The 12,591-nt window shown below is 75.6% G+C and carries 14 protein-coding genes; 4 read left to right on the plus strand and 10 right to left on the minus strand.

Annotation, left to right across the window (positions count from 1 at the left end):
* Positions 1 to 23 precede the first annotated feature (23 nt).
* Positions 24 to 707 (plus strand): NRDE family protein, encoded by a 684-nt coding sequence (locus PGN05_RS04785; protein WP_419751381.1) that lies wholly within the window; start codon positions 24 to 26, stop codon positions 705 to 707.
* A 136-nt stretch (positions 708 to 843) separates the two neighbouring features.
* Positions 844 to 1,032: a hypothetical protein gene (locus PGN05_RS04790; RefSeq protein WP_419751382.1), complete on the plus strand. Its 189-nt coding sequence runs from the start codon at positions 844 to 846 to the stop codon at positions 1,030 to 1,032.
* Positions 1,033 to 1,400: 368 nt separating this feature from the next.
* Here PGN05_RS04790 and PGN05_RS04795 read toward each other — a convergent pair whose 3' ends face one another.
* Positions 1,401 to 1,652 carry a hypothetical protein gene (locus PGN05_RS04795; RefSeq protein WP_419751383.1) on the minus strand — a complete coding sequence of 84 codons (252 nt, stop codon included), beginning with the start codon at positions 1,650 to 1,652 and terminating at the stop codon, positions 1,401 to 1,403.
* 236 nt (positions 1,653 to 1,888) lie between these two features.
* Here PGN05_RS04795 and PGN05_RS04800 point away from each other — a divergent pair, with 236 nt between their 5' ends.
* The gene (locus PGN05_RS04800; protein WP_419751384.1) at positions 1,889 to 2,092 is read left to right on the plus strand and encodes a cold-shock protein; all 204 of its coding nucleotides are present in this window, start codon (positions 1,889 to 1,891) and stop codon (positions 2,090 to 2,092) included.
* Between the two features lie 104 nt (positions 2,093 to 2,196).
* Here the strand turns inward: PGN05_RS04800 and PGN05_RS04805 are convergent, their stop codons facing one another.
* The 8 genes from PGN05_RS04805 to PGN05_RS04840 all read right to left on the minus strand — a co-directional run bounded on the left by PGN05_RS04805 (position 2,197) and on the right by PGN05_RS04840 (position 9,896).
* The gene (locus PGN05_RS04805; protein ID WP_419751385.1) at positions 2,197 to 2,940 is read right to left on the minus strand and encodes a class I SAM-dependent methyltransferase; all 744 of its coding nucleotides are present in this window, start codon (positions 2,938 to 2,940) and stop codon (positions 2,197 to 2,199) included.
* The gene (locus PGN05_RS04810; protein ID WP_419751386.1) at positions 2,937 to 4,250 is read right to left on the minus strand and encodes an MFS transporter; all 1,314 of its coding nucleotides are present in this window, start codon (positions 4,248 to 4,250) and stop codon (positions 2,937 to 2,939) included. The genes PGN05_RS04805 and PGN05_RS04810 overlap by 4 nt, the downstream gene beginning before the upstream one ends.
* Before the next feature lie 132 nt (positions 4,251 to 4,382).
* Positions 4,383 to 5,120, minus strand: a complete 738-nt coding sequence (locus PGN05_RS04815; protein ID WP_419751387.1) for a DUF4386 domain-containing protein — start codon at positions 5,118 to 5,120, stop codon at positions 4,383 to 4,385.
* Positions 5,117 to 5,407 carry a hypothetical protein gene (locus PGN05_RS04820; protein ID WP_419751388.1) on the minus strand — a complete coding sequence of 97 codons (291 nt, stop codon included), beginning with the start codon at positions 5,405 to 5,407 and terminating at the stop codon, positions 5,117 to 5,119. Before PGN05_RS04820 ends, PGN05_RS04815 begins: the two co-directional genes overlap by 4 nt.
* A gap of 94 nt (positions 5,408 to 5,501) precedes the next feature.
* A complete protein-coding gene (locus tag PGN05_RS04825) occupies positions 5,502 to 8,204 on the minus strand; it encodes a LuxR C-terminal-related transcriptional regulator (protein ID WP_419751389.1) in 2,703 nt (900 codons plus the stop codon).
* 114 nt (positions 8,205 to 8,318) lie between these two features.
* Positions 8,319 to 8,774 (minus strand): DUF5313 family protein, encoded by a 456-nt coding sequence (locus tag PGN05_RS04830; protein WP_419751390.1) that lies wholly within the window; start codon positions 8,772 to 8,774, stop codon positions 8,319 to 8,321.
* Between the two features lie 118 nt (positions 8,775 to 8,892).
* Positions 8,893 to 9,411, minus strand: a complete 519-nt coding sequence (locus PGN05_RS04835; protein WP_419751391.1) for a MarR family winged helix-turn-helix transcriptional regulator — start codon at positions 9,409 to 9,411, stop codon at positions 8,893 to 8,895.
* Positions 9,412 to 9,488: 77 nt separating this feature from the next.
* Positions 9,489 to 9,896 carry a hypothetical protein gene (locus tag PGN05_RS04840; RefSeq protein WP_419751392.1) on the minus strand — a complete coding sequence of 136 codons (408 nt, stop codon included), beginning with the start codon at positions 9,894 to 9,896 and terminating at the stop codon, positions 9,489 to 9,491.
* Between the two features lie 270 nt (positions 9,897 to 10,166).
* Here PGN05_RS04840 and PGN05_RS04845 point away from each other — a divergent pair, with 270 nt between their 5' ends.
* Complete coding sequence (locus PGN05_RS04845) at positions 10,167 to 11,927, plus strand: DEAD/DEAH box helicase (RefSeq protein ID WP_419751393.1); 1,761 nt, start codon at positions 10,167 to 10,169, stop codon at positions 11,925 to 11,927.
* Between the two features lie 13 nt (positions 11,928 to 11,940).
* Here the strand turns inward: PGN05_RS04845 and PGN05_RS04850 are convergent, their stop codons facing one another.
* The gene (locus PGN05_RS04850; RefSeq protein WP_419751394.1) at positions 11,941 to 12,573 is read right to left on the minus strand and encodes a maleylpyruvate isomerase family mycothiol-dependent enzyme; all 633 of its coding nucleotides are present in this window, start codon (positions 12,571 to 12,573) and stop codon (positions 11,941 to 11,943) included.
* Between the last annotated feature and the right edge of the window lie 18 nt (positions 12,574 to 12,591).

Consider the following 12,591-nt stretch of genomic DNA (forward strand, 5'->3'; position numbering starts at 1 on the left):
TCCCGGCTGGGACGATCGGCGGCATGTGCACGGTGGTCGTGCGGTGGGCCTCCGGCGCACCGGTGCGGATCCTCGCCCTGCGGGACGAGCTGACCAGCCGGGAGTTCGACGACCCCGGGCGGTGGTGGCCGGAGCACCCCGACGTCGTCGGCGGCCGGGACCGGCTCGCGGGCGGGACGTGGTGCGCCACCCGCGTCGACACCGGGGTCACGGCCCTCGTGCTCAACCGCCCGCAGAAGCGGGCCGCCGACCCGGGCGCGCCGAGCCGGGGCGTGCTGCCGCTGCTCGGCGCGGAGCGCGGCGCGGACTGGCTCTCGGCGGTCGACCTCGACGGCATGGCGAGCTTCCTGCTCGTCCTGGCCGCGCCGGACCGGCTGACCACCTGGGACTTCGACGGCGGGCAGCTGCGGACGACGGAGCACCCGGAGGGCACCTGGATGGTCACCTCCGGCGGCCCGGAGGACCGCAAGGCCGACCGGTTCCTGCCACTGTTCACCGCGGCCGGCCACCCGGACGGCTGGCGGCAGCTGGTGCAGGCGGAGCCGCCGCGGGACGACCCGGGCGCGCTGGTGGTCCGGCACGAGCAGGACGGCCTGGTGTTCGCGACGGTCTTCGGCGAGCTCATCGAGGCCGGGCCGGGCCGGCTCCGGCTGGAGCACAGCCGCCGGCCGTGGCTGGGTGAGTGGCACCCCCTCGCCGGGGACTGACGCTCCCGGCGGTGCGGGCCGAGGACGCCGACCGGCCGCACGAACGCACCGGTGGCGGCGCCCGGGGACCATGCGCCCGGGCCGGTGCGGGACCCGGGCCGACCGCCGCCCCGGCGCCCTCCACTACGGTCGGTCCGTGCCACTGGTCTTCCACTGGGGCGGCCCACGTCATGGCGAGATCGACGACGTGCCCGCCGAGTTGCTGGCGTCCTCGGTGCTCGTCTACGACGGGCCCCGGTACTTCGGCGTCTACCAGCGCTTCGAGCCCGTGCAGGTGCGCGACACCGCCGAGGGCCCGGCCGAGGTGTGGGTCGTCCGCGAGTAGCCGTCGGTCCGCCGCGGACCGCCCGTCCCCGGGAGCGCTGCGGGACGACCGCGTCCCACCCGGGAGCGCGTCCAGCGGGTAGCGTCCACGAGAGACATGAGGGGGCACCATCACCACACACCGCGGACGCTGCGCTGAAGCACACCTCGGGTGCCCCTGCCGGGGCGACGAGAAGATCCACGAGGAACGGTCCCGCGAGATCACCGAGGCCCGCGCCCGCTCGGAGGAGTCCGTCGACTGCCCCGAGTGCGGCGCCCCGACGACGCCGCTGGCCATCGTCACCTGGGGCAACTGCCGGGTCTGCCGCACCGCGCAGTCCCGGCTGACCAACCCCCTGCGCTGGTGACCGCCGGGCTCTGAGGGTCCGATCAGCCGTTTCCGCCCGGCCGGTGGCCGGGTTCTCCCACCTCACGGAGATCGGTCACCGCCAGGACGCGGCCGGCCGGGTACAGCTCGATCTCGGCGTCCTCGGTCGCTGCTGCCGTCACGGTGAGCCAGCCGGCGGGACCGAACCGGACGATCCTGCGCCGCAGCACGATCGGACGGGACGGGTCCGCGGGGTCCTGGACCACGACCTGCCCCAGGTAGAGGTGCCGGTCGTTGACGGTGGTGATGTCCATCCGCCGAGCCTCCTCCGTGGACGCACATCCTGGACTGGGCTGCCGGGGACGAGGGTCACGTCCCTGATCCGGGGACGTCCCGTACTGTTGCTGTCGGTCGCTGTCGTGCCTCTGCTTCGTTCCCGAACGTCCGCAGTCGTCTCTGCCTGACGTTCCTCTCGGTCCTGCCGGTCGGTGCGGCGACCCGGGACCGGCGCCTGTCGCTCCTGACACCCCCAGCACGGAATGAGAACGACATGGCTCAGGGCACTGTGAAGTGGTTCAACGCGGAGAAGGGCTTCGGCTTCATCGAGCAGGACGGCGGCGGCCCCGACGTCTTCTGCCACTTCTCGGCGATCAGCGGCAACGGCTACCGCTCGCTGGACGAGGCGCAGCGCGTCGAGTTCGACGTCACGCAGGGCCAGAAGGGCCCGCAGGCGGAGAACGTCCGCGCGATCTGACCTGATCGGCTGACCCGCGGGGGCCGCGGCGCACCTCGCGCCGCGGCCCCCGTGCGCGTTCCCGGGTCCGCGCCGCCGTCCCGGCCGGGAACGGCCGCCCCCGCTCAGGGCAGGTCGGTGACGACCAGCCGGTAGCCGGCGTCGAGCTCGGCCCGGTCGAGCAGGTCGGCGTGCCGGCGCTGCCACGCGCCGCTGCGCAGGTCGCGGGCCAGCTCCTCCAGCCCGGCGTGCAGCTCGTCCGCGCCGGCCGAGGCCAGCACCGACGCGCCGGCCCGGACCCGCGGGTCGAGGTAGGCGGCCGGGCGTCGCCAGTACGCGGCGGCGAAGCCGTCGGTGCAGTCGTGCGGCACGGGGACCGGGGTCACCGAGCTCGCACCGAGCTCCGCCACGACGTGGTCGAGCGCGAGGGCGGCGTCGACCTCGACCTCCGCCAGCCGCGGCAGGTACTCGCGGACCAGCCAGTAGCGCTTCGCGACCTCCACGTCGGAGGTGAGGACGACGACGCGGCGACGGGCGATGCGCCGCAGCTCGGCCAGGCCGGCGTCCACGTCGCGCCAGTGGTGCAGCGTGAGCACTGCCATCGCGGCGTCGGCCGCACCGTCGCGCAGGGGGATCGCCTCCGCGACGGACTGCACCACCGGGGCAGCCCCGGGCGGCCGCTGGGCGATCATGACCGCGCTGGGCTCCACCGCGGCGATCGTCGCCGCCGGCTCGTACGAACCGGTGCCGGCCCCGACGTCGACGACGCTGACCATGCCCGCCAGCGGGCGGTGGATCGCGGCGGCGATGCGCGGGTCGGCCCGGCGGGTGTCGGCGTAGCTCCGGCCGATGCGGTCGTAGCGGCTCACGCCGGGTCGAGGACCTCCCACTCCGGCACCTCCTCGTCCGGCACGGCGTCCGGGGGGACGCGGTCCAGCGGGTGCGTGACCTCGTCGGCCGGCAGCCGCGCCGCCAGGATCGCCACGACGGCCAGGACCGGTGGCGCGAGACCGGCCACGAGGAACGTCGCGACCGGCCCGATCAGCCCGCTCACCGGGCCGGCCAGCGCCATGGACAGCGGCATGAGGCTCAGCGAGACGAAGAAGTCGAGGCTGGACACCCGCCCCAGCAGTGCCGGGGGCACGCGCCGCTGCAGGAGCGTGCCCCAGATGACGGTGCCGGCCTCGAAGGTGGCACCGATCAAGGCGCCCGCGGCGACCATGAGCCAGAGGTCCGTGGTCAGGCCGAACACCACCATCGGCACACAGCCCAGCCCCCACAGCAGCAGCATCACCGTCAGGTACCGGCGCGGCAGCCGCAGGGACGCGACGACGAGCGAACCCACCGCCCCGCCGATCCCGAAGGCGGCCAGCACGTACGCGTGCTGCGTCGGCCCACCCTCGGCGTCCCGGATGGCGAAGGGGACCAGCACCTCCAGCGGACCCAGGAAGGCCAGCACCATCAACGACGCGAACAGCAGCGTCGCCAGCAGCCAGGGCGTGCGGGCCATGTAGGAGAAGCCCTCGCGCAGGTCGGTCAGCACCCCGACGGGAGCGCCGCCGCCGGCCGCCGTCCCGCGCCGGACCGGGGTGACCGGCAGGGCGAGGACGTAGGCGGCCGAGAGCAGCGAGGCGGCCGCGGTCGCGACCAGGGCCGCGCCCGGGGACAGCGCCGCGACGACGAACCCGGCGGCGGCGGGACCGGCCGCGTTCTGCAGGACCGGGCGGACGGCGCCCTCCAGCCCGTTCGCCGCCAGCAGGTCACCCGGCGACACGAGGGCGGGCAGCTGCGCCGAGTAGGCGGGGTAGTACAGCCCCGTCGCCAGGCCCACCGCGAGGGCCGCCACCGCCAGCTGCCACAGGGCCAGCACGCCCAGCAGCGAGAGGACGGCGACCACCGCGACCGCACCGGCCTGGACGAGCGCCACCGCCAGCAGCACGTGCCGCTGCGGGACCCGGTCGGCGAGCACCCCACCGAGCAGGGTGCTGGCGAGCATCCCGCCGGCGGTCAGGCCGGTGACCAGGGACAGGGCGGCCGGGCCGCCGCCGAGGGCGACGACCTGCCAGACGACGGCGACGGCCCACAGCCCGGCGGCCAGGAGCGACAGCGCCATCGACGCCGCCAGCAACCGGTAGTGCCGGCGCCGCAACGGCGCCAGGGCGCGCGGCAGCGCCGCCATGACGGGGACCTCCTGATCGGATCGGTCCGCCCATGGTCCGGGAGGGACGCGGCCCGCCGCACCGGGATTTCCCGGCAGCCGCGGGGCCGCCGGGATTCCCGGCAGCCGCGGGGCCACGCCCCTCCGGGGTCCTCATCGCACGGGCGGCAGCGCGGCGACGGCCGCGGGCCGGAAGCCCTTGACGATCAGGTAGACGCCGAGCGAGATCTCCCACGCCGCGATGGGCAGCGCGGCGACCGCGGCGACCGGGGCCATCCGGTCGTAGAGCCCGAAGAAGATCGCGACGTCGGAGGCCAGCAGCAGCGGGGCGCCGATCAGCCCGATGGTGGGCAGGATGCGCGGCACCAGGCCGGAGCGGTACAGCACGGTGCCCAGGCACAGCGCGTTGAAGACCGGCATCAGGCTCTGGCTGAGCAGGAACGCCCAGTCGTAGGTGGCGACGAGGGTGTGCCCGGCGGTGACCAGCGCGGCCGGGTCCGTGCCGTCGGCTCCGGCGACGTCGTTGCGCAGGGTGACCAGCGTCAGCATGCTGACGACGCCGACGAGGATGAGCGCCGCTTCCAGCACCCGGGCCGTGACGAAGCCGAGGGCCGCCGTCTCGCTCTGCCGCCTCGCCACCCGGAACAGCACCACGGCCGTGCCGATGCCGGCCAGGGCGACGACGACCTCGGAGAAGGCGCCCCACAGCACGCCGGTGTCGCTGCCGGCGCCCAGGACGAAGCCGGAGCCGTCCCGCACCGGCCGGAAGACCATGAGCGTGGGCATCGAGACGAACGTGACCACGTAGAGGATGCCGGCGGCCAGGGAGGTCCGGCGCATCGGGTCGATCGAGGGTCGGATCGCTTCGGGGGTGTGCACGGTGGTGCTCATGTCGCGTCCCTCCAGGGGCCGGCGGGGTGGGGAGTGGAGCGGTGCGCCTGCCCGGGGCCGAGCAGGGTGACCGAGATGAGTGCGAGTCCGGTGTCCCGCACCTTCTGCAGCACGCCGTGCAGCGCGGCCTGGTCGACCACCGGCCCGCGGAGGGCGGTGGTGCCGTCGCTGTCGTTGGTGAGGCTGAGCCCGTCGAACCAGGCAGCCCAGCGGGAGCCGAGGTGGCCCGCCAGCCGGATCTCGTACCGCGGAGGACCGGTCGGACGGTCGGCGGGGGGTGCGGTCATCGGGTGCTCGCTCTCGTCGGTGACCGAAAGCTAGGAGCCGACGTGGTGAGCGCGGATCACCAGGTGTGGTGATCGAGGTGGTGATCCTGGTCGGTCAGCGCTGGGGCGCGCGCGATCCCAGAGCCAGGTCGGCCGCCCGGCGGACGGCCGCGCGGCGGTTGGTCACGCCGAGCTTCGCGTAGATGTTCTTGGTGTGGGTCCGCACGGTGTTGAGCGACACCACCAGCTCGCGGGCGATGCCGGGGCCGTCCAGGTCCGTGCCGAGCAGGCGGAGGACCTCGAGCTCGCGGACGCTCAGCGGCTCGATCAGGCCCTGCCGCGCCGGCGCGCCGTCCCCGGTGCCGACGACCGCGGCCAGCAGCCGGCCGGCGTAGGCGGGAGCGCTCCCCTGCCGGGCGAGGACGCGCAGCAGGGGTGCCATCGGCGGTCCCTCGTCGACGACGGTCCGCACGTGGCCCTCGGGCTCCGCGAGCGTCAGCGCCCGCTCCAGCGAGGCCAGCGCTCCGGGGACGTCGCCGCTCGCCTGCCGCGCGCGGGCCTGCAGCACCAGCAGCTCGATGACGGTCCCGGTCCGCTCGCCGTCCTCCGCCGCGCGCAGCAGGCGGGCCAGGAGGTCGGCCGCCCGGTCGGCCGGCGTCCCCTGCGACGCCAGGAGCGCCCGGACCAGCGTGACGTGCTCGAACTCGCTCAGGTAGCACGGGTCGTCGTCGACGGACAGCCCGCGCCCGCGCGCCCAGTCGAGCGCCTCGGCGACCCGGCCCTGGGCGATCCAGACCCGCGCGCGCACCGCCGCGATCGGCCGCACGTCGGGGAACATGTCGCTCACGTAGCGGCGCTCCGCCTCGTCGAGCAGCTCGACCGCACCGGCGAGGTCGCCGTCCGCCTGGCTCACCCGGGCCAGCGCGACCCGGCTGCGGTGCCGGTTCTGCGGCAGCCCAGCGTGCTCGCCGAGCTCCGCGGCGGCCGCCAGGTGCTGCCGCGCGAGCTCGAGGTCGTTGCGCTCGAGGAACACCTCGCTCAGCCCCACGTGCATGTCGGCCGTGCCCCGCAGCACGGACGCGCCGTGCGCCGTCGCGGTGGCCAGACCCTGCTGGTAGGTGGCCATCGCGTCGCGGAGCCGGCCCTGGGCGATCCGGATGTCGGCGAGCGCGAGGGCGACGCCGAGGGTGTCGGAGTGGTGCCCGGCGCGCTCCAGCTGAGCGCGCGCGTCGGACCACCGACCGTACGCGGTCCGGAGGTCTCCGCCGGTCCAGTGGCCGAGCCCCAGCAGTCCGGACGCCGCGCCGCGCAGGAGGTGCTCGTCCTCGCCGACCAGGTCGAGCACGCGCCGGGCGTGGGTCATCGCACCGGCCAGGTCGCCGGTCATCCGGGCCTGCGCGGCGCGGTAGACCGCGACCTGGCTCCGCACGGCCCGGACGACGGCGTCGTCCACCGGGGCGCCGGGAGGCGACGGCGCGGTCCCGGACTGGGCGGCGTCCAGCCAGCGCTCGGCCTCGCGGAGGTGCTCCTCCACGCCGTCCAGCTCGCCGTGGACGAGGATGGCGCCCGCGTACCCCGCGCGGAGCAGCGGCCGGTCCCGGAGCACCTCCTCGGGGAGCTGCCGGAACCAGTGCCGCAGCGTGGTCTCCTCGCGGTTGCGCCGCGCCGCCGGCATCGCGAGCTCCACCAGGTCCGCGGCCCGCTCGGCGTCCCCGCCGGCCAGCGCGTGGCGGATCGCCTCGGACGGCTCGCCGTGCCGGGCGTGCCAGCCGCTCGCCCGCCGGTGCAGCTCGAGGACCCGGTCGGGCCGCTCGGCCAGCAGCCGCGCGTGCAGCACGTCGGCGAACAGGTGGTGGTAGCGGTACCAGTGTCGGCGGTCGTCGAGGGGCACCACGAAGAGGTTCGCGCGCTCGAGGGCCTCGAGCATCGCCGTTCCGCCGTCCCGGTCGACGACGTCGTCGCACAGCGAGCCGGTCAGCCGGGTCAGGACGGACGTCTGCAGCAGGAAGTCCCGGACGTCGTCGGGCTGCCGCTGCAGGACCTCCTCGGCCAGGTAGTCGACGATGTACCGGTCGTCGCCGGCGAAGCCCGCGATGAAGGCCGCGACGTCGTCCCGGCCCTGCATCGACAGCGCCGCCAGCTGCAGCGCGGCGATCCACCCCTCGGTGCGGTTCTCCAGCGTGGCGACGTCCTGTGCCGTCAGCGCGAGGCCCATCGCCTCCCCGAGGTAGGCCGCGGCCTCCTCGGCCGTGAAGCGGAGGGCGGCGGCGCGGACCTCGACGAGCTCGCCGCGGGCCCGCAGCCGCGCCAACGGCAGCGGCGGGTCCGCGCGGGTCGCGATGACCAGGTGGATCCGGGGAGGCAGGTGGTCGAGCAGGAAGACCAGCCCGTCGTGGACGGCGTGCGCCTCGACGACGTGGTAGTCGTCGAGCACCAGGGTCACGTCGTCCGGCACGGCGTCCAGGTCGTTGACCAGGGCGGGAAGGACCTCGTCCATCGACGGGTGCGACGCCTGCAGCAGGGCCCGCGCGGTCGCACCGACGTCCGGCACCGCCGTGCGCAGCGCCTCGACGAGGTACGTCCAGAAGACGACCGGGTCGTTGTCCCGCGAGTCGAGGCCGACCCACGCCGCCGCGCGTCCGTCCGTGGCCAGCCACTCCGTCAGCAGCGTCGTCTTGCCGAAGCCGGCCGGAGCCGACACCAGGGTCAGCGCGCCCTCGCCGCCGCGGTCGAGCACCCGGCTCAGGCGCGGGCGCGGGACCACGCCGCGTCGCCGGCGCGGCACGTGGAGCTTCGTCGTGAGCAGCGGGCCTGCCATGCCTCCCCTTCGACGAGACCGGACCGCGGAGGTGCTCCCGCGGCGGGACCCACCGTAGGGACGCGGGCGCCTGATCGGGTCGGGGAGGGCCTCCGCGTGTCCGGGCCGGTGCGGTCAGTGCCCCTGGCGCTCCCGGTAGCGGGCGGCGCGCTGGGCGGCGGCGGTCCGCTTGCGCTCGCTCTCCTTCTGCTGGCGCCGCAGTCCGGCGCGCTCGCGGTGCGCGGTGGCGGTGCCGACCGGGTAGCCCGCCTTCACGACCCGGTTCTCGGTGCTCTCGGGCATGTAGGCCACGGAGTAGAACAGCGCGAGGGCGAGCCCGCCGCCGGCGCACGCGGCGCGCAGCCCCCACGGCGCCGGCAGCAGCACCATGATCAGGATGATCGGCACGGCGAGCTGGACCAGCATGCGGGCGATGTGGCGCACCCACCAGGTCGGCGTGGTCGTGTCGTGCAGCACCCACCCCCAGTGGCGCTGGGGCAACGAGCCACCGAAGGCGTACCAGATCCACCGGTGCGGAGCCGGCCGGATGACCGGCTGCGCCGGCTCGTCGCGCTCTGCGGGGACTGCCATGACCGCACTCTCCTGGTCGATGAGGTTCACACTCTCATGGTCCCCCCGATGCCAGGTGGACAAAAGGTTGGGGCACCAACTGTCAGCAGGGTAACAACGCCGGCGCGACTGCCGGCCGTCAGGCGACGGTCGCCTGCCGCTCGTCCGCGTTCTCCGAGGGAGGGGCTGCCAGGGCGTGCTGCGAGGCGGCGATCACCCGGGTGAGCGCGCCCTGCAGCGCCACCAGCTCCTCGACGGGCATGCCGAGCCGCGCCACGATGCCGGGCGGGATCTTCTCGGCCTCCGCGCGCAGCGCCCGGCCCTTGTCCGTGAGCGCCAGTGCGAGGTTGCGCTGGTCCTGCGGGTTCCGCTCCCGGCGCAGCAGGCCGGCGGCCTCCAGTCGCTTGAGCAGCGGGGACAGCGTGCCGGGGTCCAGCTGCAGCAGGCCGGAGAGCTCCTTGACCGACAGCGGACCGTGCTGCCACAGCGCCAGCATCACCAGGTACTGCGGATGGGTGAGCCCGAGCGGCTCCAGCACCGGCCGGTAGACGGCGACCACGTTGCGGGCGGCCACCGACAGCGCGAAGCACACCTGCCGCTCCAGGGCCAGCACGTCCGGGGAGTCGAGGGGCGACGGGGGCACCCGGTCGGTCGTCACCTCCCCAGCGTAGGACGTGGTGGCCCAAGCCTTGGACCGCCAACGCCGCCCGGAGCTCGACCCTCCTGCGCCGTGGGCTATCGCCGGCGCACGCCCACGGCACCCACGGCGCCGCGCAGGCCGACGCAGCCGACACAGCCCACGCACCCGACGCAGTCCACGCAGCCGATGCAGGCGACGCACGCGGTGCAGCCGACGTTGGCGAACCCGGCGAGGACCCCGGCGCTGCCGACGACGCCGGCGCTGAGGGCGACGCCCGCGCTGCCGATCACCCCGGCGCTGCCGGTGACGCCCGCGCTGCCGACGACGCCTACGGACGCGGCGCTGCCGGCGCTGCCGACCACCGCCGCGCTGTGCGTGACCGCGGCGCTGCCGACCACCGCCGTGCTGCGCGTGACCGCGGCGCTGCCGACCACCGCCGTGCTGCGCGCGGTGGCGGCACTGCCGACGACGGCGCTGCTGCCGGCGGTCGCGACGCTGCTCACCGGTGCTCCCTCGGCCGGGGGGTCCCCCGCCTCCGCACCGGCCCGGGCAGCGGTGGCTCGACGGAGGGCGCGGTCCTGCGACATGGCGGATCTCCTGGAGGGTCGGCGTGGCCGTCATCGGGACGGAGATGACGAACGATGGCAGCCGGTGCCCGCCCCCACCAGCGTGGCCGCAGCGGTTCCGGCCCAGATCCCGGGGGGTAGGGCTGCCCTGCGTCCGTCAGCCATCGTCGGCCCGTCGTCGGACGCCGAGGATCGAGGAGCGACGCGGTGAGCAGCGAGGCAGGGCAGCGGAACGCAGGGGCAGCCGACTCCCTCACGACGGAGGCGGCGCCCGGTGCGGGCCGGGACGACGGGGACGGGAGCACCTTCGCCGACCTGCGGTTGCGTCCCGAGCTGCTGACCGCGCTCACCGGCCTCGGGTACGAGGAGCCCACGCCGATCCAGCGCGAGGCGATCCCCCCGCTGATCGAGGGCCGCGACCTGCAGGGGCAGGCCGCCACCGGTACCGGCAAGACCGCGGCCTACGCGCTGCCCCTGCTGGAGCGGCTGCCGGCCGGCCGCAGGGGTCCGGAGCCGGCCGCCCTGGTCCTGGTCCCGACCCGCGAGCTGGCCATCCAGGTCTCCGAGGCCCTGTACCGCTACGGCCGGGAACTGGGGGCGCGCGTCGTGCCCGTCTACGGCGGGCAGCCGATCGGCCGGCAGCTGCGCGCCCTCGACGACGGCGTCGACGTGGTCGTCGCCACGCCGGGGCGGGCGCTGGACCACGTCCAGCGCTCGACGCTGCGGCTCGGGGCGGTGACCACCGTGGTCCTGGACGAGGCCGACGAGATGCTGGACATGGGGTTCGCCGAGGACCTCGAGGCCATCCTGGACGAGACGCCGGAGAGCCGGCAGACCGTGCTGTTCTCGGCCACCATGCCGCGGCGCCTGGACACCCTCGCCCGCCGGTACCTGCGCGACCCGGTGCACATCCAGGTCGCCCGGGAGCGGCCGGCCGCCGGAGAGGCACCGCGGGTCCGCCAGACCGCCTACGTCGTCCCCCGCGCCAGCAAGCCGGCCGCACTGGGGCGGGTCCTCGACGTGGAGGCACCCAGCGCCGCCCTCGTCTTCTGCCGGACGCGGGACGAGGTCGACCAGCTCACCGAGACCCTCAACGGCCGCGGCTACCGGGCCGAGGCGCTGCACGGCGGGATGAGCCAGGAGCAGCGCGACCGCGTGATGGGCCGGTTGCGCGCGGGGACCGCCGACCTCCTCGTAGCGACCGACGTCGCCGCGCGCGGGCTGGACATCGACCAGCTCACGCACGTCGTGAACTACGACGTCCCCTCGGCGCCGGAGACCTACGTCCACCGCATCGGCCGGGTGGGCCGGGCCGGGCGAGAGGGTGTGGCCATCACGCTGGTCGAGCCGCGCGGGCACCGGATGCTCAAGACGATCGAGCGGACGGCGGGTGCCCCGATCCGCGTGGAGAAGCTGCCCACCGTCGCGGACCTGCGCGCCCGGCGGCTGGAGCTCACCCGCGCCGCCCTGCGCGAGAGCCTGCTGGAGGACGACCTGGAGCCCTTCCGGGCCGTCGTCGAGACGCTCACCGACGAGTTCGACGTCATGGAGGTCGCCCTCGCCGCGGTCAAGCTGGCCCACGAGGCCGGCGGCGTGTCCGCCGACGACGAGGACATCCCCGACGTGCCGCTGCGGCCGGACCGGCCCGATCCCCGGCGGCCCGGCGGCGGACGCGACGACCGGCGGGGGCGGACCGACGACCGGGGCCGCGGTGCCGCCGGCGGCCGGGCCACCCGGCTGTTCGTGGGGCTCGGCCGCGAGGCGGGCATCCGGCCCGGCGACCTGGTGGGCGCCATCACCGGGGAGGCCGGACTGCGCGGCCGGGAGATCGGGGCCATCGAGATCGCGCAGCGGTTCTCCGTCGTGGAGGTCCCCGAGCCCGCGGCCGACCAGGTGATCGCCGCCCTGCGCCAGGCCACCATCAAGGGACGCCGGCCCGTCGTCCGGCGGGACCGCTCCGACGGGTGAACGCCGCCCGGGGTCAGCAGCGCGTGCGCAGGACCTCGACGCCGTCCCCGGTGAGCTCCTCGAGGAACGCGGCCCGGCCGGTCATGGCCATGACCAACGCGAGCGTGGGCCCGCTGACGAGCGCCCCGGCGCCGGTGCTGAACGGCCCGTCCGTGGCGGCCAGGCGGAGGCCGCCGATCCGCCCCTTCGCGACGACGACCTGGTCGGTGCGGCTGTAGTACTCCGCGACGCGGGTGACCGTGTCCGGAGGGAGGTCGCGGGTCAGGCCGAGCGGCCGGCGGATGTCGGCCCCGTGCACGACCACCTCGCCGAGCAGGGCGATCCGCGGCAGCGGCGGTGCGGTGGTGCTGCCGACGACGCGCCGGAAGCGGGCGAGGGTGTCCGCGCCGGACGTGCCCAGGTGCTCCGCCAGCCGCATCGCGACCTGCCGGTCGAAGTCGAACCGGCACCGCACCACCCCGGCCAGCCACCGCAGGCCGTTCAGGCTGGCGGCCGCGGTCAGGTGGGCGAGCACCTCCCGGACGGTGAGCCCGCTGCACAGCGACGGCGTGGCCCAGCGGTCCTCGTCGAGGCCGGCGAGGTCGGCGGCCAGCGCGCCGCGTTCGGCGTGGACCAGCGCCCACAGGTCGGTCTGAGTGGTCGTCACACGACCCAGACTCCCCCG

The organism is Geodermatophilus sp. CPCC 206100, assembly GCF_048569675.1.
Lineage (GTDB): Bacteria > Actinomycetota > Actinomycetes > Mycobacteriales > Geodermatophilaceae > Geodermatophilus.

Coding starts and splice junctions, on each gene's coding strand:
- PGN05_RS04810 (WP_419751386.1), bottom strand. CDS start 4,250: ATGGCGGCGCTGCCGCGCGCCCTGGCGCCGTTGCGGCGCCGGCACTAC.
- PGN05_RS04815 (WP_419751387.1), bottom strand. CDS start 5,120: ATGAGCACCACCGTGCACACCCCCGAAGCGATCCGACCCTCGATCGAC.
- PGN05_RS04800 (WP_419751384.1), top strand. CDS start 1,889: ATGGCTCAGGGCACTGTGAAGTGGTTCAACGCGGAGAAGGGCTTCGGC.
- PGN05_RS04825 (WP_419751389.1), bottom strand. CDS start 8,204: ATGGCAGGCCCGCTGCTCACGACGAAGCTCCACGTGCCGCGCCGGCGA.
- PGN05_RS04785 (WP_419751381.1), top strand. CDS start 24: ATGTGCACGGTGGTCGTGCGGTGGGCCTCCGGCGCACCGGTGCGGATC.
- PGN05_RS04830 (WP_419751390.1), bottom strand. CDS start 8,774: ATGGCAGTCCCCGCAGAGCGCGACGAGCCGGCGCAGCCGGTCATCCGG.
- PGN05_RS04820 (WP_419751388.1), bottom strand. CDS start 5,407: ATGACCGCACCCCCCGCCGACCGTCCGACCGGTCCTCCGCGGTACGAG.
- PGN05_RS04795 (WP_419751383.1), bottom strand. CDS start 1,652: ATGGACATCACCACCGTCAACGACCGGCACCTCTACCTGGGGCAGGTC.